Source organism: Sorangium sp. So ce394 (assembly GCF_051474665.1).
GTDB lineage: Bacteria > Myxococcota_A > Polyangia > Polyangiales > Polyangiaceae > Sorangium > Sorangium cellulosum_D.
The window spans coordinates 3,970,652-3,988,873 of sequence record NZ_CP150339.1 but is presented as its reverse complement, the minus strand read 5'-3'; the positions used below and the strand labels follow the sequence as shown (position 1 = coordinate 3,988,873).

16 protein-coding genes and 1 tRNA gene are annotated in these 18,222 nt (G+C 74.4%); 12 read left to right on the top strand and 5 right to left on the bottom strand.

What is annotated here, in order from left to right:
- Window positions 1-7: 7 nt before the first annotated feature.
- From WMF33_RS14880 to WMF33_RS14865, 4 genes are all read right to left on the bottom strand, one after another.
- Window positions 8-1,177, bottom strand: a complete 1,170-nt coding sequence (locus tag WMF33_RS14880) for an ABC transporter ATP-binding protein (RefSeq protein ID WP_437337748.1) — start codon at window positions 1,175-1,177, stop codon at window positions 8-10.
- Window positions 1,174-1,872 (bottom strand): hypothetical protein, encoded by a 699-nt coding sequence (locus WMF33_RS14875; RefSeq protein ID WP_437337747.1) that lies wholly within the window; start codon window positions 1,870-1,872, stop codon window positions 1,174-1,176. The genes WMF33_RS14880 and WMF33_RS14875 overlap by 4 nt, the downstream gene beginning before the upstream one ends.
- Window positions 1,873-2,127: 255 nt before the next feature.
- On the bottom strand, window positions 2,128-3,417 hold the full coding sequence (locus tag WMF33_RS14870; protein ID WP_437337746.1) for a formylglycine-generating enzyme family protein: 1,290 nt from the start codon (window positions 3,415-3,417) through the stop codon (window positions 2,128-2,130).
- Window positions 3,418-3,421: 4 nt separating this feature from the next.
- Window positions 3,422-4,861: a sigma-54-dependent transcriptional regulator gene (locus tag WMF33_RS14865; RefSeq protein ID WP_437339484.1), complete on the bottom strand. Its 1,440-nt coding sequence runs from the start codon at window positions 4,859-4,861 to the stop codon at window positions 3,422-3,424.
- A 273-nt stretch (window positions 4,862-5,134) separates the two neighbouring features.
- Here WMF33_RS14865 and WMF33_RS14860 point away from each other — a divergent pair, with 273 nt between their 5' ends.
- From WMF33_RS14860 to cyaY, 12 genes are all read left to right on the top strand, one after another.
- A complete protein-coding gene (locus WMF33_RS14860) occupies window positions 5,135-6,001 on the top strand; it encodes a tetratricopeptide repeat protein (protein ID WP_437337745.1) in 867 nt (288 codons plus the stop codon).
- A gap of 256 nt (window positions 6,002-6,257) precedes the next feature.
- Window positions 6,258-7,367: a hypothetical protein gene (locus WMF33_RS14855; RefSeq protein ID WP_437337744.1), complete on the top strand. Its 1,110-nt coding sequence runs from the start codon at window positions 6,258-6,260 to the stop codon at window positions 7,365-7,367.
- A 131-nt stretch (window positions 7,368-7,498) separates the two neighbouring features.
- A complete protein-coding gene (locus tag WMF33_RS14850; protein ID WP_437337743.1) occupies window positions 7,499-8,641 on the top strand; it encodes a hypothetical protein in 1,143 nt (380 codons plus the stop codon).
- An 11-nt stretch (window positions 8,642-8,652) separates the two neighbouring features.
- A complete protein-coding gene (locus WMF33_RS14845; RefSeq protein WP_437337742.1) occupies window positions 8,653-9,231 on the top strand; it encodes a hypothetical protein in 579 nt (192 codons plus the stop codon).
- 135 nt (window positions 9,232-9,366) lie between these two features.
- Window positions 9,367-10,068, top strand: a complete 702-nt coding sequence (locus WMF33_RS14840) for a winged helix-turn-helix domain-containing protein (RefSeq protein ID WP_437337741.1) — start codon at window positions 9,367-9,369, stop codon at window positions 10,066-10,068.
- A 3-nt stretch (window positions 10,069-10,071) separates the two neighbouring features.
- On the top strand, window positions 10,072-11,442 hold the full coding sequence (locus tag WMF33_RS14835; RefSeq protein ID WP_061625065.1) for a histidine kinase dimerization/phospho-acceptor domain-containing protein: 1,371 nt from the start codon (window positions 10,072-10,074) through the stop codon (window positions 11,440-11,442).
- A 294-nt stretch (window positions 11,443-11,736) separates the two neighbouring features.
- Window positions 11,737-12,477 (top strand): polyprenyl diphosphate synthase, encoded by a 741-nt coding sequence (gene uppS, locus WMF33_RS14830; RefSeq protein ID WP_437337740.1) that lies wholly within the window; start codon window positions 11,737-11,739, stop codon window positions 12,475-12,477.
- 99 nt (window positions 12,478-12,576) lie between these two features.
- Window positions 12,577-12,650: transfer RNA gene (locus tag WMF33_RS14825), tRNA-Arg, on the top strand.
- Window positions 12,651-12,714: 64 nt separating this feature from the next.
- Entirely contained in the window at window positions 12,715-12,996 is a 282-nt protein-coding gene (locus WMF33_RS14820) for a hypothetical protein (protein WP_061625067.1), read from the top strand.
- 103 nt (window positions 12,997-13,099) lie between these two features.
- Window positions 13,100-14,377 carry a phosphonoacetate hydrolase gene (phnA, locus tag WMF33_RS14815; RefSeq protein WP_437337739.1) on the top strand — a complete coding sequence of 426 codons (1,278 nt, stop codon included), beginning with the start codon at window positions 13,100-13,102 and terminating at the stop codon, window positions 14,375-14,377.
- Window positions 14,378-14,410: 33 nt separating this feature from the next.
- Window positions 14,411-15,859 (top strand): phosphonoacetaldehyde dehydrogenase, encoded by a 1,449-nt coding sequence (phnY, locus tag WMF33_RS14810; RefSeq protein ID WP_437337738.1) that lies wholly within the window; start codon window positions 14,411-14,413, stop codon window positions 15,857-15,859.
- Window positions 15,860-15,916: 57 nt separating this feature from the next.
- Complete coding sequence (gene cyaY / locus WMF33_RS14805) at window positions 15,917-16,255, top strand: iron donor protein CyaY (RefSeq protein WP_437337737.1); 339 nt, start codon at window positions 15,917-15,919, stop codon at window positions 16,253-16,255.
- A gap of 10 nt (window positions 16,256-16,265) precedes the next feature.
- Here cyaY and WMF33_RS14800 read toward each other — a convergent pair whose 3' ends face one another.
- Window positions 16,266-17,921 carry a PEGA domain-containing protein gene (locus WMF33_RS14800; protein ID WP_437337736.1) on the bottom strand — a complete coding sequence of 552 codons (1,656 nt, stop codon included), beginning with the start codon at window positions 17,919-17,921 and terminating at the stop codon, window positions 16,266-16,268.
- Window positions 17,922-18,222 lie beyond the last annotated feature (301 nt).

The following is an 18,222-nucleotide window of genomic DNA, read 5'->3' as shown; positions in this document are numbered from 1 at the left end:
GGCGCTCTCACCCACCATGCTGGCGTCCTGCCTCCGCGGCCTGCGGCGAGCCGTCGGCCGCCGGCGCGTCGAACGCCGCCACGGCGACGGGGCCCTGGGGCGGCGCGCCGGGCAGCGGCGCCGCGCCGTCCCCCGCGGGCGCGCCGAACGGCCGGCGCGGGCGAACGGCGGCGAGGTGCAGCGCGGTCGCAGCCCGCACGTCGCGCAGCGACGGCGCCGGGGACGAGATCGCGATCAGCGCGACGTCCTCCTGCGCGGCCGCATCCACGAGCGCGAGCGCCGCCGCATCCCGGTCCGCAGCCCGGATCCGCAGCGTCGACGACGCCTCGGCCGGCCCCGGCTCCCACGCGCCCGCGCGCACCGCGGGGGAGCGCGCGAGCGCGGCGGCGAGCGCGCGTGCGCCGGGCGCGCCGGGCGCGCGCTCGTGGACGAGCACGTGGAGCTCGATCTCGGGCCCCGCGGCGCCGGGCGCGGCCGGGCTCGGGGCGACGGCGAGGCGCTCGCCGTCGCCGGGCTCGGTCCGGGCGATGGCGCCGCGATCGAGCACGTGGATGCGATCGGCGAGGGCGCGCGCGTCCACCGCCGAGGACGTGATGAGCACGACGCAGGCGCCGCCCGCCGCGAGCGCGCGCAGGCGCTCTCGGACCGGCGCGGGCGACGGCACGGCGACGTCGGCGAACGGCTCGACGAGGCAGAGCAGGAGCGGCTGCGGCACCCCCAGGGCGAGCGCCAGCTCGATCGCCCGGGTCTCGGCGAAGCTGAGCGAGGCGGTGCGGCGCGCGAGGAGCGGCGCGACGCCGAGCGCGTCGAGCAGCGCGGCGGCGCCGCTCGCGGGCGCGCCGCGGGCGCGGAGCGCCACCGCCATGCAGGACGCCACCGACGCGCCGTCGGGCAGCTCCGGGGCGATGGAGAGGACGCCGATCCGCGCCCGCGTCGCCGCGCTCCGGTACGGCTCGCGCCCCCCCACGAGGACGCGGCCGGCGAGGGGCGCGGCGCGCCCGGCGAGCACCTCGGCGAGCGCCAGGGTCCCGTCTTCCGGCGCGCCGAGGACGGCGTGCACGCCCGGGCCGAGCGCCGCCGCCGCGCCGAAGAGGCTCCCGCGGGGGCGACCCGCCTCGCCGGCGCTGTCGCGCGCGCGCACGCCCTCGAGCGCCGCGATGGGCGCGCCCGGGATCATCCAGCGGGGCTCCCGGCCGAGCGGGCCGCGAAGGAGAGGAACGCGCCGAGCGCGCCCGGGATCGACCAGCGCGCGTCGCCGGCGAGGTCGGCGAGGGCCCAGGGGACGAGGGTCAGAGAGAGGAACAGGGCGCGCCCGCGCGCGCCCGCGATGCGGCCGCTCGCCGCGGCGAGCCCGCCGAGCGTCACGCCGGAGACGGCGCCGAACAGGGCGAGCGCGGCGCCGAAGGCGAGGTGCTGGAGCGCGAGCAGCACCGAGCCGGAGAGGAGCGCCGCGAGCGCCGAGAGCGCGGCCAGCGGGAGCGCGACGACGCGCGCGATCTCCAGCATCGCGGCGAGGCTGCGCGCCCCGTGCAGCGAGGCCCGCGAGATCCCCCGCGACGCGGCGAGCGCCTCGACGCCGTCGCGGCGGTCGGACGCGGGCCGGTCGTGCGCCGCGGCGAGGGCGATGGGGCCGGCGGCGGCCCACGCGAGCCCGCGCGCCGCGGACCCGAGCAGCCCCTCGAGCGACGTCGTCCCGTCGTCGAGCCGGAGCACGAGCGCCGTGGCGCCGTACCCGAGCGATATCAGCGCCGCCATGGCGAGGCCGAGCTGCCCGCCGCGCGCGCTGCGCAGCCGCGCGCGCCCCAGCGCGACCGCGGCGCGCAGCGCCTTCCGCGCGGCCGCGCGCCGCCGCCCGGGATCGTCCGGACGCATGCTCGGCGCGTCGCGCGGTTCGGGGTCGTGCGGGCGGGTCATCGAAGGGGGCGTGCCGAGGGAGCGTGCAGGCGGGCGCGCAGGCAGAGCGGCGGCGGCGCGCTGCTAGCGCTGCCCTTCCAGGCGCGCGGGCGCAAGGCCAATGTGCCACGGGCCGGCGCGCCGCTGGAATGTGATCGCCGCCGCGCGAAAGCGCCACCCCCGCTGTGACCGAAGCGCCGCGCCGCGCGGACGCGCGCCCTGCCCGGTCGTCGCCTAGTCGAACGAGAGCCCGCGACGGCCCTTGTGCCTGCGCTTGCGCTCCTTGTCGGCGACGCCGATCTTCCCCCACTCGTAGGTGATCCGGCGGCGGAAGACGCCCAGCGCGTCGCCGCCGTAGAGCAGGAGCTCGCGCGGGGAGTCGGTCTCCCCGAGCGTGGGCTCCCAGAGGTCCGTCGAGACGAACGCGAGCAGCGCGGGCGTGCTCAGGCGCATCCGCGCGACGAGGAGCCCGCACGTCGCCTTGTCGCCCGGCCGCGCCCGCTTCGCGCGCTTGCCGCGGCCGCGCGCCCCCTCCTTCGCGCCGGGGCGCGCGCAGCCGCCGCCGAGCACGAGCTCCTCGTTGCCCCGGGGGTGCCAGGTCCACATGCGCTCGACCTTGAACGCGGCCTCGGGCGATCCGGCCTGGGCCGCGGCGCGCGCCCCCTCCGGCGCGAGCTCGGCGAGCTGCGCCGCCACGCGCGGGTCGACGAGCGGCTCCAGCCGGAGCGGGCGATCGCGCGTCACCTCGAGCACCACCTCGAAGCTGTTCACCTCCCCGGCGCAGCAGCGCACGCCGACCTCGGGGCGGCGCGTGTCCGGCTTGACGCCGCGCCCGTGCGCGCAGCGCCCCACGAGCTCGCCCGAGGGCCCGTTGCCCCCGCGCAGCGTCACGAGCCCCGGCTTGCTGGTGTCCCGCTGCCACTGGCTCGAGGTCCAGGTCCACACGCCGCCGTGGAGATCGTGCACCCCGAACGCGCTCACGCACCCGGCGTTCACGCCGTTCGGCGTCAGCACCCGGCTCTGCCCGGTCGCGCACACCGAGGCCTTGTACGCGTCGCCGTACTCGTACGTGGTGTTCGCCGGCCCCTTGCAGGCCCGCTCGATCTCGAGCTCCGTGCAGAGGCGCTTGCCCTGCGCCTCGCAGAGCGCGCGCGCCTCGTCCTGCGTGACGTTCGTGGTCGGGATCGCGCCGACCTCGTTGGGGTACGAGAAGACGTCGATGTAGAAGCCGTGCATCACGACCTGCGCGCCCGCCATCTCCTCGTCGGCGATGCGCGGCAGCCGGTCCGGCGGCGTGCCGGCGATGAGCACGCCCTTCGGGATCCACGCCATGCCGGGGCGCGGCTCCGGCTCGGCCTGGCCCACGTCCCAGGGCGGCGCGGCGTCGAGGTCGGTGTCCGTGCCCGGCGAGGCGCCGCCGCGCTCGCAGCCGGCGGAGGCCGCGAGGAGGACGGCGAGCGACGCGGCGACCGCGAGGGCCTTCCCCCTCAGCGCGCGGACGGAGCGCTGCTCGCCGGGGCCCACGGTCTCACTCGGGGTCGCGCTCGCGGAGGTTCAGCTCCTTCATCTTGAGCTGGAGCCCCTTGCGAGAGATCTTGAGGAGCCGCGCGGCGTGGGTGACGTTGCCGTGCGTCTGCTTGAGGGCGCGCTCGATGAGGTCGCGCTCCAGCTTGCTCATCGCCGCCTTGACCTGCTCCTTCAGGCCGTCGGGCGTCGACGGCGCGAGGGCGGTGTCGGCGGCCGCGGGCGGCAGCGACGCGCCGGGCGCCGACGGGGCGCCGCTGCGGATCTCCTCCGGCAGATCGTCGAGCCGGATGCGCGCGCCGTCGGCGAAGAGCAGCGCGCGCTCGACGACGTTCTCGAGCTCGCGGATGTTCCCCGGCCACGCGTGCGACGACAGGCGCTCGAGCGCCTCGGGCTCGATGCCCTCGATGCTCTTCTTGAGGCGCGCGTTGAACTTCGCGACGAAGTGGGCGCAGAGGTGGGGGATGTCGCTCCTGCGATCGCGCAGCGCGGGGAGCGCGATCGGGACGACGTTGAGCCGGTAGAAGAGGTCTTCCCGGAACGTGCCCGCCGCGATCTCCCGCTTGAGATCGCGGTTCGTGGCGGCGACGAGCCGGACGTCGACGTGGATGGTCTTGATGCCCCCGACCCGCTCGAACTCGCTCTCCTGCAGGACGCGCAGGAGCTTCACCTGCATCTCGGTCGGGATCTCGCCGATCTCGTCGAGGAAGAGCGTCCCGCCGGAGGCGAGCTCGAAGCGCCCCGGCTTGGAGGCGACCGCGCCCGTGAAGGCGCCGCGCTCGTAGCCGAAGAGCTCCGACTCCATGAGATCCTTCGGGATGGCCGCGCAGTTGACCTTGATGAACGGCCGGTCGCGCCGGCTGGAGTTCTCGTGCAGCGCCCGCGCGACGAGCTCCTTCCCGGTGCCGCTCTCGCCGCTGATGAGCACCGTGGTCGGCGTGTCGGCGACCCGCTCGAGGATCGCGTAGAGCTCCTGGATGGGCGGGCTCTCGCCGATGATGCCGAAGCGGTCCGATCCGCCGCGGGGCGGCGCCGCCGAGACGTCGCGCGTGGCGTCCGCGCTCGCGAGATCGCGGGTGCGGAGGGCCTTCTTCACGACGACGCGCACCTCGTTCTGATCGAACGGCTTCGTGATGTAGTCGAACGCGCCCGTCTTGAGCGCCTCGACGGCGTTGTCGACGGTCCCGTGCGCCGTGAGGAGCACGACCGGGCGCGAGGGGTCGTCGCGGAGCGCGGCCCGGAGCAGGTCCATGCCGTCGACCTTGGGCATCCGGAGATCGGTGATGACCAGGTCGATGTGGTGCTCCTTGAGGAACGCGAGGCCCTCCTCGCCGTCTTCGGCGGTGTGGACCTCGTAGCCATCCCGGCCGAGCTGGGCGCTGAGGACCCGCCGGAGGTTCGCCTCGTCATCGACGACGAGGATCTGCTTCTTTTCGGGGAGCATCACCGGGCGAGACTAGCAGAACCGGCAACCGGGCAAGCGCCGTGACCGATCCTTGGCGCTCCGGGTCGGTCGTCGTCGGTCGTCGACGACGACCAAGCCGCGCGCGATGGTCGCGCCGGCGGGCGCCGGATCCGGCCCGCCGCCTCGCTCGGCCGCCCGTTCCGCGGTCGACGGGCCGAGCGCATTGCCCCGAAGTCCGCCGTGATGCCTTTTTCTCGCTGCCGGCGAAACGGATCAGTATGCTGCGCCCACTTCTCGTGGAGGGCGGCTCGGATGCGTGTGCTTCGGACTTGGCTGGTCGGTCTCGGCGCGGGGATGTTCCTCGCCGCGGGGTTGGCCGTAGCAGGAGATCCGGCCATCGAGTACCCCGAGTGCAACCGCACCGCGACGCCCGCTGACCTGGAAGGCGCCAAGGGCGCACACAAGGCCGCCACGCAGTTCTACGAGCGGGCCGACTACGACCGCGCCATCCAGTACTGGAAGGACGCTTACCGGCTCGACTGCGCGGCGCACGCGGTGCTCATCAACATCGCCAACGCCTACGAGAAGAAGGGCGACCGCGCCGAGGCGGTCACCGCGCTGGAGACGTATCTGGCCCGCATGCCGGACGCGACCGACGCGCAGACGATCCAGGACAAGATCCAGAACCTCAAGAACTCCATCCGGCCGGCGCCGACCCCGACCGCCAGCGAGTCGGCGTCCGCGCCCGTGCCGCCGCCGACGCTCCCCACCGCCTCGGCGACCCCGAGCCTCTCCGCGGAGCCGCCTCCGCCGCCGCAGCCCCCGTACGGGTATGCGCCGTGGGTCGCGACCGGCGCCGGCGTGGTCACGCTGCTGGTCGGCGGGATCCTGACCTCGAGCGGCTTCGCAGACATCGGCGCCGCCGAGGACAGCTGTCAGGGGCGCGTCAACTGCGAGCCGGACGTGGCTGATCTGGGCAACCAGGGCCGCACCCACGCCACCGTCGGCGGCGTGCTCCTCGGGCTGGGCGCCGCCGGCGTCGCGGGAGGCCTCATCTGGGAGCTCGGGTTCAACCAGCCCCGGCCGGCCGCCAGCTCGCCTGCGCCCTCCGCCGGGATCCGGCTGACCCCGGTCGCCGGTCCAGGCGCGGCCGGGGTCGGCATGTCGGGCCGCTTCTGAGCAGCCCCGGCGCGCCGCCGGCCTCCGAGCCGGCGCCGGCGCGCCACGACCGGCGGGATCCGCTGCCCTGGCCCGCGGAGGCGCGCCGCCGCGGGGAGCGCCGGGCCGCCCGCGAGCGAGCGCTCGCGGGCACATCGTCTACTCTTCCATCGTGCGTCTCAGCTCCTCCGCCCGCTTGCTCCTCACACGGTCATCTCTGAACAGAATCGCGCTTCCGGGCGCGCTGCTCGCCGCGCTGTCGGTCGCGGGAGCCGCGGTGCACGCCCGCGGCGAGGCCCCCGCGCCCGCGCTCGCGCGGATCGGCCACCTCCTCGTGCCCGCGGCCGCCGCGGCGCCCGCTGCGAGCGCCGCCGCCGCCCGGGTCTCGATCCTCGCGACGTCGCCGGGGGCGACCCGGACCACGCTCCACATCGCCGCCGTCGGGGGCGGCCAGGCCGGCCCCGCGCTCGCCACGCTCCAGCACCTCGGCGACGCGGTCGTCCGCGCCCGCGTCGTGCCGCGGACGCCGATCGTCGTCGCGACCGCCGACGCGCGCCCGTCGCGCGATCGCTCGTTCAACGCGACCCTCTTCCGCGTCGAGCCGCACGCCGAGCCGGTCGCGCTCTGCGACGGCGTGGTGCACGCGAGCCGCCCGCTCGTCACCGCCGACGGGCGCGTCTTCGTCTCGCGCGGCGTCGCCGGCCCGGAGCCGCCGATGGACGGCGACCTCGCGCAGCTCCGGGTCGACGCGCTCACGATCGACGAGGTCGACCTCGCCACCGGCGCGACGCGCACCGCGCACCGGCACACGGGCTACCTCGCCTTCCTCGCCGGCGCGTGGAACGGCGAGCTCGTCGTCTACCGCGTCTCCCCGGGGTCGGCCGACCTCGTCCTCGTGAACCCCGACTCGGGCGCGTCGCGCGTGCTCGCCCCGTCGATCCCGCCGTTCGCGCGCGATTTCTCGATCGACGCGACCACGGGCGCGCTCGTGTTCCAGGAGCGGCACGAGACCGATCCCGGCCTGTGGGTCATCGATCGCCTCGATCTCGCCCGCGGCAAGCGCGCCCGGCTCGAGGTGAGCGCGAACAGCGGCCTCGCCCCGCACGCATGGCCGGGCGGCGGGCTCGCGTACACGCCCGATCGCGCCGCCGGGCTCCGCGTGGTCGGCGCCAGCGCCGAGGTCCGCGGCCCGCTCGGCGCCGGCGTCGACGCCATCCAGGCCGTCTCGCCGGATGGGGCGTGGGTCGCCGCGCTGCACACGAACCCCTCCGCGTTCGCCGTCCCCTTCGCGATCCACGCGGAGAGCGGCGAGGTCTTCGCGATCCCCGCCCCGTCCGGCGCGCGCATCGCCGTCGCCGGCTTCACCACCGCGAAGGAGGAGCCGTGAGGGGCCGCCTTCTCCTGGTCCCGGCGGCGATCTCCGCGGCCGCGCTTTTAGCGCCGGACGCCCGCGCGGCGTACTGCCCCTGCTTCACCGCGTCGAGCGCCTACAACGATCGCGGGTGCGCGATCGAGGCCGTGCCCGGGATCAACCCGTCGGTCGCGGAGTGGAACGCCATCTTCGATCTCGTCTCGCGGGGCCCCGCGGCCTGGGGGGACGCCGGCCCGGAGACCATCGATCTCGGCCAGGGCTGCGAGAAGCCCGAGGCGCCGCGGCAGGTCGACGCGACGTTCCCGTGCGAGCTGCTGAAGGCGATCGCCATGCAGGAGTCCGGGTGGCAGCAGTTCTGCGCGCCGGACCGGCCGATGGACCAGGCGGGGGCGAGCTCGCGGACGATCATCTCGTTCGACTGCGGCTACGGCGCCTCGCAGATCACGAGCGGCATGCGCGGCGGCGACAGCCCGGATTTCGATCCGCGCCGCGTGGCCGCGGACCCGACGTACAACGCGGCCACGGGCACGCACATCCTCGCGATGAAGTGGAAGGCCACGCGCTGCGTCGGCGACCGGCAGCCGGCGATCGTCGAGCACTGGTACAGCGCCGTGTGGGCGTACAACGGGCTGTCGTACGTCAACAACCCGAACAACCCCAACTACGACGCGGGGCGCGGCGTCTACGATCCGGCGATCGGCGGCGCCGCTCCGTACCAGGAGCGGGTGTTCGGCCGGATGGAGCACACCGGCGGGCGCTGGGAGAAGATCGAGGTCGCCTACCCGGCCCTCGGCGAGATCGGCGCCGGCGGCGCGCCGGCCGCGCTCTCCGAGCCGCGCTGCGCTTCGCCGACGGACTGCACGCGCACGCGCCCCCTCCACGTCACGCGCTGCGCCGACGACGGCGGCCCGACGGGCGACGGCGGCGCTGGGGGCGTGGGCGGCAGCGGCGGCGGCAGTACAGGCGGCGGCGACAGCGGCAGCACAGGTGGCGACGGCGGCGCAGGCGGCAGCGGCGGCGCTGGGGGCGTGGGCGGCAGCGGCGGACCGGACGGCAACGCCGGAGGCGCGCCCGTGACCGCAGGCCAGGGAGGCCCCGGAGGCCCCGTGGACGACGACGGCAACGACGACGGAACGACCACGACGACGGTGGGCCTCTACGGCCGGTGCTCCTGCGATCTGCCCGGGAGCGGCGGCGCTGCCGGCGCGGCGTCCTGGATGGCGCTCGGCGCGGGTGCGCTCGCCGCGGCGTGGCGGCGGAGGCTTCCGAGGCGCCGTCGCGGGGATTAACCTCGCAGGCCATGCCGCCTTCGCTCGGCTCCGAGCTCATCGCAGCGTGGGCTGCCCGGCGGGGCCTCGCCTTCACCGCGCGCCCCGACGACGCCTGGTTCCGTCGCTGGGAGCCGTACGACACGATCGCGCCCCCGTCCGCCTACCTCTCCTCGTGCACGTGGACGGCGAACCCCGGGCACGCGGTCATCGCCGAGCCGTGGTACGCGGACGGCGACGCCGAGCCGCTCGAGCGATCGCTGCTCGGCTTCGCGGCGCACCCGGCGCTCCAGCGCCGCGCCGCGATGCGCGTCGGCGAGCACTTCCTGACCCGCGTCGCCTTCATCGAGAGCGCCCCGCCGCCCCGGGTCGTCCTCGGCGACGCGCTCTGGGACGCCCACGTGACGACCTTCGCCGCCTCGCCGCGCGAGGCCGCCGCCGCGTTCCACCCGCGCCTGCGCAAGCTCCTCGCTCGCCGCGGCTTCCAGGGTCACCTCGAGCTCCGCCCCGGCGGGCTCGTGGTGCACTGCGCCGGCCTGCGGCCCGTCCCGGAGCACTACGACCGGCTGCTCGGCATCGTGCGCGAGCTCGTGAACGCGGCGCTCCCGTGAGCGCGGGTCGCGCGGATTGCCCGGAGCGCCCGGCCACGCCACGCAAGTGCGCGTGACCACGCCACAATGTGGCGGCACGACCCCGCCGGCCAGCCCTGTCGACGCGTCCGCCGCGCCGGTCTAGGCTCCCCGATCATGGCCAAGGTCCTGGTCGTCGAGGATGAGCCGGCCATCGCCGAGTCGATCGCCTATTTCCTGCGCCGCGACGGGTTCGCGGCCACGGTCGCCACCACGCTCGCGGCCGCCGAGCGGGAGATCGACAAGGCGGACCTCATCATCCTCGACCTGATGCTCCCCGACGGCAGCGGCTTCGATCTCATCGGCCAGGTGCGGCGGAGCGGGGCGCGCGCCGCGATCATCGTCCTGTCGAGCCGCGACGGCGAGGCCGACCGCGTCGCCGCGCTCGAGACCGGCGCCGACGACTACGTGACCAAACCGTTCTCGCCGCGGGAGATCGTCGCGCGGGTGCGGGCCGTCCTGCGCCGCGCCGCGCGGCCGCAGGCGCCCGACGCCGCCCCCGCGCCGCTGCCGCTCATGGTCGACGAGGCCACGCGGAGGGCGCACGTCAACGGCCAGAAGGTCGACCTCACCCGCGTCGAGTTCGACCTGCTCGCCTGCATGCTCGCCGCGCCGGGCAGGGTGTTCACGCGCGCGCAGCTCATCGACCGCGTCTGGGGCGACGGGTTCGCGATCACCGACCGGACCATCGACTCGCACGTGAAGGGGCTCCGGAAGAAGGTCGTCGAGGCCGGGGGCGACGCCGACCTCATCGAGACGGTGCGCGGCGTCGGCTACCGCGTCACCGACAAGCCGAGCCCCCCGGAAGGCGGCGCCTAGCCCATGGTGCGCCTCGTCGTCACCGCGGCGGCGGCCGTCTCGATCATCCTGCTCGTCGCGCTGTTCGCCTCCCGCCTCGTCCGCGCCCGGACGGCCGGGATGAGCATCCGGATGCAGATCTTCATCGCGCTCGGCGGCATCGTCGGCGCGTTCGCGTTCGGGCTCGGGCTGCTCGTCATCGATCGCATCGAGGCGCGCGCGACGCTGCTCGCCGAGGGCAGCGCGCGCGACGAAGCGGCCGCGTTCGCCGCCGTCGCCGCGATGGAGATGGAGGTCCGCGGCGTCGACCTCGCGGCCGTGCGCGCGCTCGACGGCGAGGGCCCGACGGCCCAGAACATCGCGCTGCTCGACCCGGAGGGGCGCGTGCTCCGGGCCCGCGGCGCGTCGCCGGGCGAGCCCGGGACCGTCTTCGTGACCGCGCCCATCGAGGTCCGCGGCCGGCGCGTCGGGAGCGTGCAGGTCGTGAAGCCGACCATCGTCGTGCAGCGGATGGTCGCCGACTTCGCCCCGCCGATCCTCGTGATCAGCACGGTGCTCGGCGCCGCGGCGGCGCTCTCGTCCTTCTTGATCGGCCGCGCCATCGCGACGCCGATCGAGGCGCTCACCGAGTTCGCCGTGCGCGTGAGCGAGGGGGAGGTGCGCGCGGCGCCGCCGCCGGCCCAGGGCCGCGAGGTCCAGCGGCTGACGCGCGCCATCGACTCGATGCGGCGCCAGCTCGAGGGCCGCCCCTTCGTCGAGACGTTCGCCGCGGACCTGTCGCACGAGCTCAAGAACCCGGTCGCCGCGATCCGCGCCAGCGCCGAGGTGCTCTCCGAGGGCGCGCTCGACGACCCCGAGGAGGCCGCGCGCTTCGTCGCCCGCATCCGCGAGGCGATCACCCGGATCGAGGCGCTCCTCGGGGAGCTCCTGTCGCTCGCGCGCCTCGAGGCGCGCGGCGTGGAGCACGCCGCGGTCATCGACCTCGTCGCGATCGCGCAGGCCGCCGCGGCTCGGGCGCGGGAGCGCGGCAGCCGCGTCGAGCTCGACGCGCCGAGCTCGGCGGCCGTGCGCGGCGACGAGCTCTGGCTGTCGCGCGCGCTCGACAACCTGCTCGACAACGCGCGCACACACGGCGACGCCGCGGCGCCCATCCACATCGCCGTGTCCCGCCTGGGCGGACAGGTCGCGATCGCGATCCGCAACCGCGGCGAGATCGGGCGGCACGTCGCCGGCCGCCTGTTCCGCCGGTTCGTGACGACCCGCGCCGACCGGGGCGGCACCGGCCTCGGCCTCGCGATCGTCAAGGCGATCGCCGAGGCCCACAGCGGCTCGGCCGAGTGCACCCACCGCGGGCCGCCCGAGGTCGAGTTCAAGCTGTCGCTGCCGGGGGCCTGAGCCGCCCGGAAAGCACGAGCTCCCCCGCTCCATTTCACCCCCCGACTCACCGCCAGGAGCATTTGGGTTTCCGGGAGGTTTCTCCGGTTTGACAGCGCACCCGATCGGTGGTGCGAAGACGCGGCTGGCCGCCCGGCGGAGCGCTCCGCCGGACGCGCGCTAAGGTCCACGGGCGGCGGCCCTTGAGCTCATCCGCGGCATCCTCCACAGAACCTCCATAATCGCATCACCGTCTGCCCCCCTAGCGCGCCCAAGGCCGGCGCAAAGTGGGTCGTCGTCCCCACCAGGAAAACCATGACGTCCAGCACTCTCCCCAAGCACGTCGCGATCATCCTCGATGGCAATGGCCGCTGGGCAGCGGCGCGGGGTCTCCCGCGGATGCAGGGGCACCAGCACGGCGCGCAGGCCGTGCGCCTCTCGGTGCGCGCCTGCCGCGATCGCGGCATCCCGTACCTCACGCTCTACGCGTTCAGCGTCGCGAACTGGTCGCGGCCCAAGGACGAGATCGACGCGCTGATGCGCATCTGCCAGGAGTTCGCCGAGGGGGAGCACGACGAGCTGATCCGGCGCGGCATCGCGGTGCAGATCGTCGGCGACCTCGAGGACATCCCGACCCCGACGCGGCGCGCGATGGAGAAGCTCGTGGAGGACACCTCGGGCGGCACCGAGATGACCCTGGCGCTCGCGCTGAGCTACGGCGGCCGCCGGGACATGGCGAACGCGATGCGCGCGCTCGCGGTCCGCGCGCGCGCCGGGCTCGTCATCCCGGAGGAGATCAACGAGAAGTCGCTCCGGAACTTCCTGACGACCAGCGCGATGCCGGATCCGGATCTCATCATTCGCACGGGCGGCGAGAAGCGCCTCAGCGACTTCCTGCTCTTCGAGGCCGCGTACGCGGAGCTGTTCTTCACCGACACGCTCTGGCCCGATTTCACCGAGGCGACCTTCGACGAGGCGCTCGAGACCTACGCCCGGCGGCAGCGGCGCTACGGCCGGACCGGCGAGCAGGTCCGGCGGATGGCCGCGTCGGGCTGAACCGGCGCAGCGCGGCGTGCCGCGCGCGCACGCCCGCGCCGCTCGTGACGCTCGATTCCGGGGCCGCGATGCAGTACGAATGACGCGCTTGTCGTCCACGCGCCCGTAGCTCAGCTGGATAGAGCAGCGGCCTTCTAAGCCGCGGGTCGCAGGTTCGAATCCTGCCGGGCGTGCCGAACGTCCCAGGTGCGTCGCTTGACGGTCCTGCCCGCAGCGGACCACCATGTTCCTGGAATCATGGAGAAGCGGGTCGTGCTCGTGCTGGGCGGTCTGGTGCTGGGCGCGGCCTGCGCGCTCGCGACGGGGCGGGTGCGCGCCCAGGGGGTCGCGCCGAGCGCCCCCGCGCCGCGGTGGGAGCAGGACTGCGAGCAGGCGCACGGCGTCGAGGAAGCCCGCGCCGTCGCCAAGGCGCGCGGGGAGAGCGGCTGGGAGCTCGTGGCGCTCGACGCCGGCGTGATGTGCTTCAAGCGGCCGGCCCCGGCGCCTCCGAAGCCGGCCGACCCCTGGCCGGGCTACTGATCCGCCGCGGCGCGCGCCGCGCCCGCCGTTCGAGGCGGAGCGGCCCCGGCGGCGCCGCGGCCGCCGCCCTTCTCGGCCCGCGCGCTGCGTGTCAGCGTTCGGCATGATCGATCTGTGCGATCGGCGCTACGCGCTGCCCGCGCGCAAGACCGTGGTGTTCTGCGTCGACGGCTGCGCGCCCGAGTACCTCGACCAGGCGCTCGCGGACGGGTTGATGCCTCGGCTCGCGGCCACGCTCGCCGGAGGCGGCCTGTACGTGCGCGGCCGCGGCCAGATCCCGAGCTTCACGAACCCGAACAACGTGTCCATCGTGACCGGCCAGCCGGCGCGCGTGCACGGCATCTCGGGCAACTACTACTTCGACGCCGCCTCGGGGGAGGAGGTGCCGATGAACGACCCGCGGTTTTTGCGCGTCCCGACGCTCTTCGAGAGGATGGAGCAGGCGGGCGTCCGGACCCTGTGCATCACGGCCAAGGACAAGCTCCGCGCGCTGCTCGGCGCCTGCCGCGAGGGGGGGCCGCGCCCGATCTCGCTGTCGGCCGAGAAGGCGCACGAGCAGGCGCTCCCGGAGCACGGGATCGCGTCGATCACCGCCGCCGTCGGCCGCGAGAACCCGTCGATCTACGACTGGGACATCTCGCACTACGCGATGGAGATGGGCCTCGCGCTGCACGAGCGGGTCTCGGCCACGCTGCTCTACGTGTCGCTGACCGACTACGTGCAGCACAAGGAGCCGCCGCGCGGGCCGATGTCGGATCGGTTCTACGCCCGCTTCGACGCGCTCTTCGGCGCGTACCTCGACGCCGGGTTCGTCTGCGGCATCACCGCGGATCACGGCATGAACGACAAGACCGCGCCGGATGGCTCGCCCAACGTGCGCTACCTCGAGGACGCGCTCCGCGAGGCCGGCCTCTCGGGCTTCCGGGTGCTCCTGCCGATCACCGACCCGTACGTCGTGCACCACGGCGCGCTCGGGTCGTACGCCACGGTGTACGCCTGCGCCTCGGCGCAGCCGCGCGCCGCCGAGGTCCTCGCGCGGCTCCCGGGCGTGGAGCTCGTCCTGCCCCGCGACGAGGCCGCGCGGCGCTTCGCGCTGCCGCCCGACCGGATCGGCGACCTCGTGGTCCTCGGCGATCGGAGCACGGTGCTCGGCAAGAGCGCGGCCTACCACGACCTGTCCGCGGTGCGGCGCGGGCTCAGGTCTCACGGCGGCCTGCACGAGGCCGACGTGCCGATCCTCGCGAGCCACCCGCTCCGGCCCGAGGAGCGCGCGAGGCTGCTCGGCGCGGACGCGGACGCGGCGAGCGGCCGGCCGTGCGCGCTGTCGAACGCGGACGTCTTCGATCTCTTGCTGAACCGACTCTCGATCGCCGCGGCCTAGCGCCATCGATCGAGCGCCTGAAGGGGGGACAGGATGGGCTCGACGCTCTCCATCGAACGACCGGGGTTCCATTTTCCGTGCCTGATCGGGGGCAGGCCGGTGAGCCGGGACGAGCGCATCCTCGTGCGCTACCCGTTCACGGGCGAGGTGATCGGCAGCGTGCCGAGGCTCGACGAGCAGGAGGTGACGCGGGCGATCGAGACCGCGTCGTCCGGCCCGCCGCGGCTCTCGCGCCACGAGCGCAGCCAGATCCTGCTCCGCGCCGCGGCGCTCATCGAGGCGCAGGCGGACGCGGTCGCGCGGCTCATCACGTGGGAGAGCGGGCTGTGCCTCAAGGACACGGCGTACGAGGTGCGGCGCGCGCTCGACGTGCTCCGGTTCGCCGCGTACGAGGCGCTCCGCGACGACGGCCAGTGCCTCGCGTTCGACATCTCGGCGAACGGCAAGCCTCGCCGCGGCTACACGCTGCGCGAGCCGCTGCGCCTCGTGACGGCGATCACGCCGTTCAACCACCCGCTGAACCAGGTCGCCCACAAGGTCGCGCCGAGCGTCGCGAGCGGCAGCGCGATGGTGCTCAAGCCGTCGGAGAAGACGCCGCTCTCCGCCGTCTACCTCGCGGCCGTGCTGCACGAGTCGGGGCTGCCGCCCGGCATGCTCAGCGTCGTGACCGGCGACCCCGCCGAGATCGGGCGGGCGCTCGTGACCCACCCCGCGGTGGAGCTCGTGAGCTTCACCGGCGGGGTCGAGATCGGCAAGCGCATCGCCGGCATGCTCGGCTACCGGCGCGCGGTGCTCGAGCTCGGCGGCAACGATCCGCTCATCGTGCTCGACGACGCGGATCTGGACGAGGCGGTGCGGCTCGCCGTCTACGGCTGCTACAAGAACTCGGGGCAGCGCTGCACGGCGGTGAAGCGGCTCATCGTGAGCGAGCGGGTCGCGGACGAGTTCGCCGCACGCCTCGCCGCCGCGTCGGCGCAGATCAAGGTCGGCGATCCACGCGACCCCGCGACGGACATGGGGACGGTGATCTCCGAGGCGGCGGCGCGGCAGCTCCAGGCGGCCGCGGCGGACACGCTCGCGCGGGGCGCCGAGCTGTTGTTCGGGAACGAGCGCCGCGGGGCGCTGTACGGCCCCACCGTGATCGATCGCGTGCCGCGCGACGCCCCGTCCGTGCAGCAGGAGACCTTCGGCCCGCACGCGCCGATCCTACGGGTGAGGGACATCGACGAGGCGATCGCGGTGGCGAACGGGACGAGCTACGGCCTCTCCGCCGGCGTCTGCACGAACGACATGAGGCACGTCCACCGGCTCGTCCGCGAGCTGCGCTGCGGCACGGTCAACGTGCGCGAGGTGCCGGGGTACCGCTCCGAGCTGTCGCCGTTCGGGGGCATCAAGGACAGCGGCACCGGGGTCAAGGAGGGCGTCGTCGAGGCGATGAAGGCGATGAGCAACGTGAAGCTCTACACGGTGCCCTGGGAGTGAGCGGCCCCCGGCGCTTCCCCATACCGCCGCGGCGCGCGCCGTTGTAAGCCGAGCGGCATGAGCGGAGAGCCCCTGTCGGAGCGAGAGTTCGACGCCGTGGCCGATCGGTCGCTGCGCGCGCTGGATCGGGCGATCAACGAGATCCCCGACGGCGTGGAGGCCGACCTGCAGAGCGGCATCCTCACCCTGGAGTTCGAGGACGGCGGCAAGTACGTCGTCAACAGCCACCGCGCGGCGCGGCAGATCTGGATGGCCGCCGAGCGGGCGGCGTGGCACTTCGACTACCTGCAGCCTGAAGGCCGCTGGGTGGCGCAGAGGACCGGCGAGGAGCTCTGGAGCACGCTCGAGGCCGTGGTCTCCCGGAAGCTCCGCCGCGACGTGAAGCTCGAGCGCTGAGCCCCGCCGCTCACAGCGCGAAGCGGATGCCGAGCGCGCCGAGCGGACCCGTCACGGAGGCGCCGACCCGCAGATCGAAGGCGACGCGGTCCCACGGCCGGAACGAGAGGCCGAGCTCGGGGAAGAGCAGCCACGGATAGACGACCGGCTTCAGGCCCTGGGGCTTTCCCTTGGGGCGGGTGAACCAGCTCGGCTCGGCGTAGCCGGGGTAATGATCCGCGTCGTAGTCGAGCTGGTTGCAGTACCGGAAGCTCCCCTCCGGATTGTTCGGCCCGCGGCACTTCTTGTAGCGGTACGGATCCCCCGGCACGAAGGTGCTCTGGTCGCCGGGGACGGCGTCCCCGGGGTACGCCTGGGTCCGGTAGAGCTCGCCCATGAACATCCAGCCCACGCCGAGGCCAGCCCCGACGCGGAAGGCGAACCGCTCGTCGCGATCGAGCGGAATGTTCCAGACCAGGCGGGCGTCCGCCTGGAGCGCCTGGAGATCGCTCTCGATGATCTCGTAGTCGGTGTCGGGGTGCCCGTCCGGCAAGAAGGGCGTCTCCTGCAACCGGAAGCGCGCGTAGGCGACTGAGAAGACGAGATCGAACCGCCCGAGCCGCGTGGACAGCGAGACGTCTCCGCCGGGGAAGAAGGCGTGCCGCCCGCCCTCTCCGAAGAGCCCGAACATGACCTGGGGGACGAAGAAACCCCGGAAGCCGGCGCCGAGCCACACGTTCCGCTGCTTGCGCCGGGCCGGCGACGTGGGCTCGGGCATCTCGTCCGGCGGCGTGGGCTCGGGCATCTCGACCTGCGGCTTCGCCTTCTCGTCGGGCCCGGCCGCGACGCGCGGCTCGTCTTCCGCCGACTCCGTCGCCGCGGGCTTCGTCGGCTTCTGCTCCGGCGGCTTCTTCGCCACGGGCTTCGTCGGCTTCTTCTCCGGTGGCTTCTTCGCCACCGGCTTCTGCGGCTTCTTCTCCGGCGGCTTCTTCGCCACCGGCTTCTTCTCCGGCGGCTTCTTCTCCGGCGGCTTCTTCTCCGGCGGCTTCGCCGCCTCAGGCTTCTCCCGCGGCTTCTGCTCCGGCGGCTTCGCCGCCACGGGCTTCTCCGCCGGCTTCGCCGCGCCGGGCTTCGGCTTGAGGCGCAGCTTGAGCTCGCGCCGCTGCTTCTCCTTCAGCGTGATCTTCTGCGAGAGCTCCTCGTACCCCTCGGCCCTGGCGACGACCGAGAGCGGCTTGCCGGGATCGAAGCGCTGCGGCGTCGATGGGTCGCCGATCGCCTCGCCGTTGATCTCGACGACGAGCCCCGCGTAGGGCTCCGCCGGCGTGACGACGAGCGTCGGGATGCGCGCGTCGAGCTGCGCCGCCTTCTTCTTGGCCGATGTGATGGCCACGACATCCCGGCCGGTGTACCCGGGCTCCTTCTTCTCGCTCGCGACCGTGTGATAGATCTCGCTCGCCTTCAGCAGCTCGCCCTGCTTCGCATAGCAGTCGGCGAGCGGGACCGCAGAGCTCGGGCGGTGCCGCTGGCCCTCCGCGGACTCGAGGAGCGGGATCGCCCGCTTGCAGAACCCGCCCCGGGCCGCGTTGATGCCCTGGTTCGCCTCCTTGTCGCCCGGCGCGGCGAGCGCCGCATGGGCGAACAGCACAGCCAGGACGCCGAAGAGAGAAGCGATCGGAAGACGCAAGAGGCGCTCAGTCTACCACCTCATCCACGGCGCGCGCGGGACGGACGCGCCATTTGCGCCCACGGATGTCGCGAACGGCACGGCGGCCCGAGGTAAGGAGCGGCGCAGGCGCCAATGTGGCGGCGCCTCGCGCCGCTCCTTACCTCGGCTCGGGCCGCCTCGACGGAGCGAACGCGGCCTGGACGGCCCGCCGTCCGGGCGCTCGCGCAGGCCGCCGGGGAGACACGGGGCTTTTCGGGGATCCCGAGCGCGCCCGGAACGTCGAAGCGCTGCAGACGAAAAGCTCGACGGACTTCTCTTT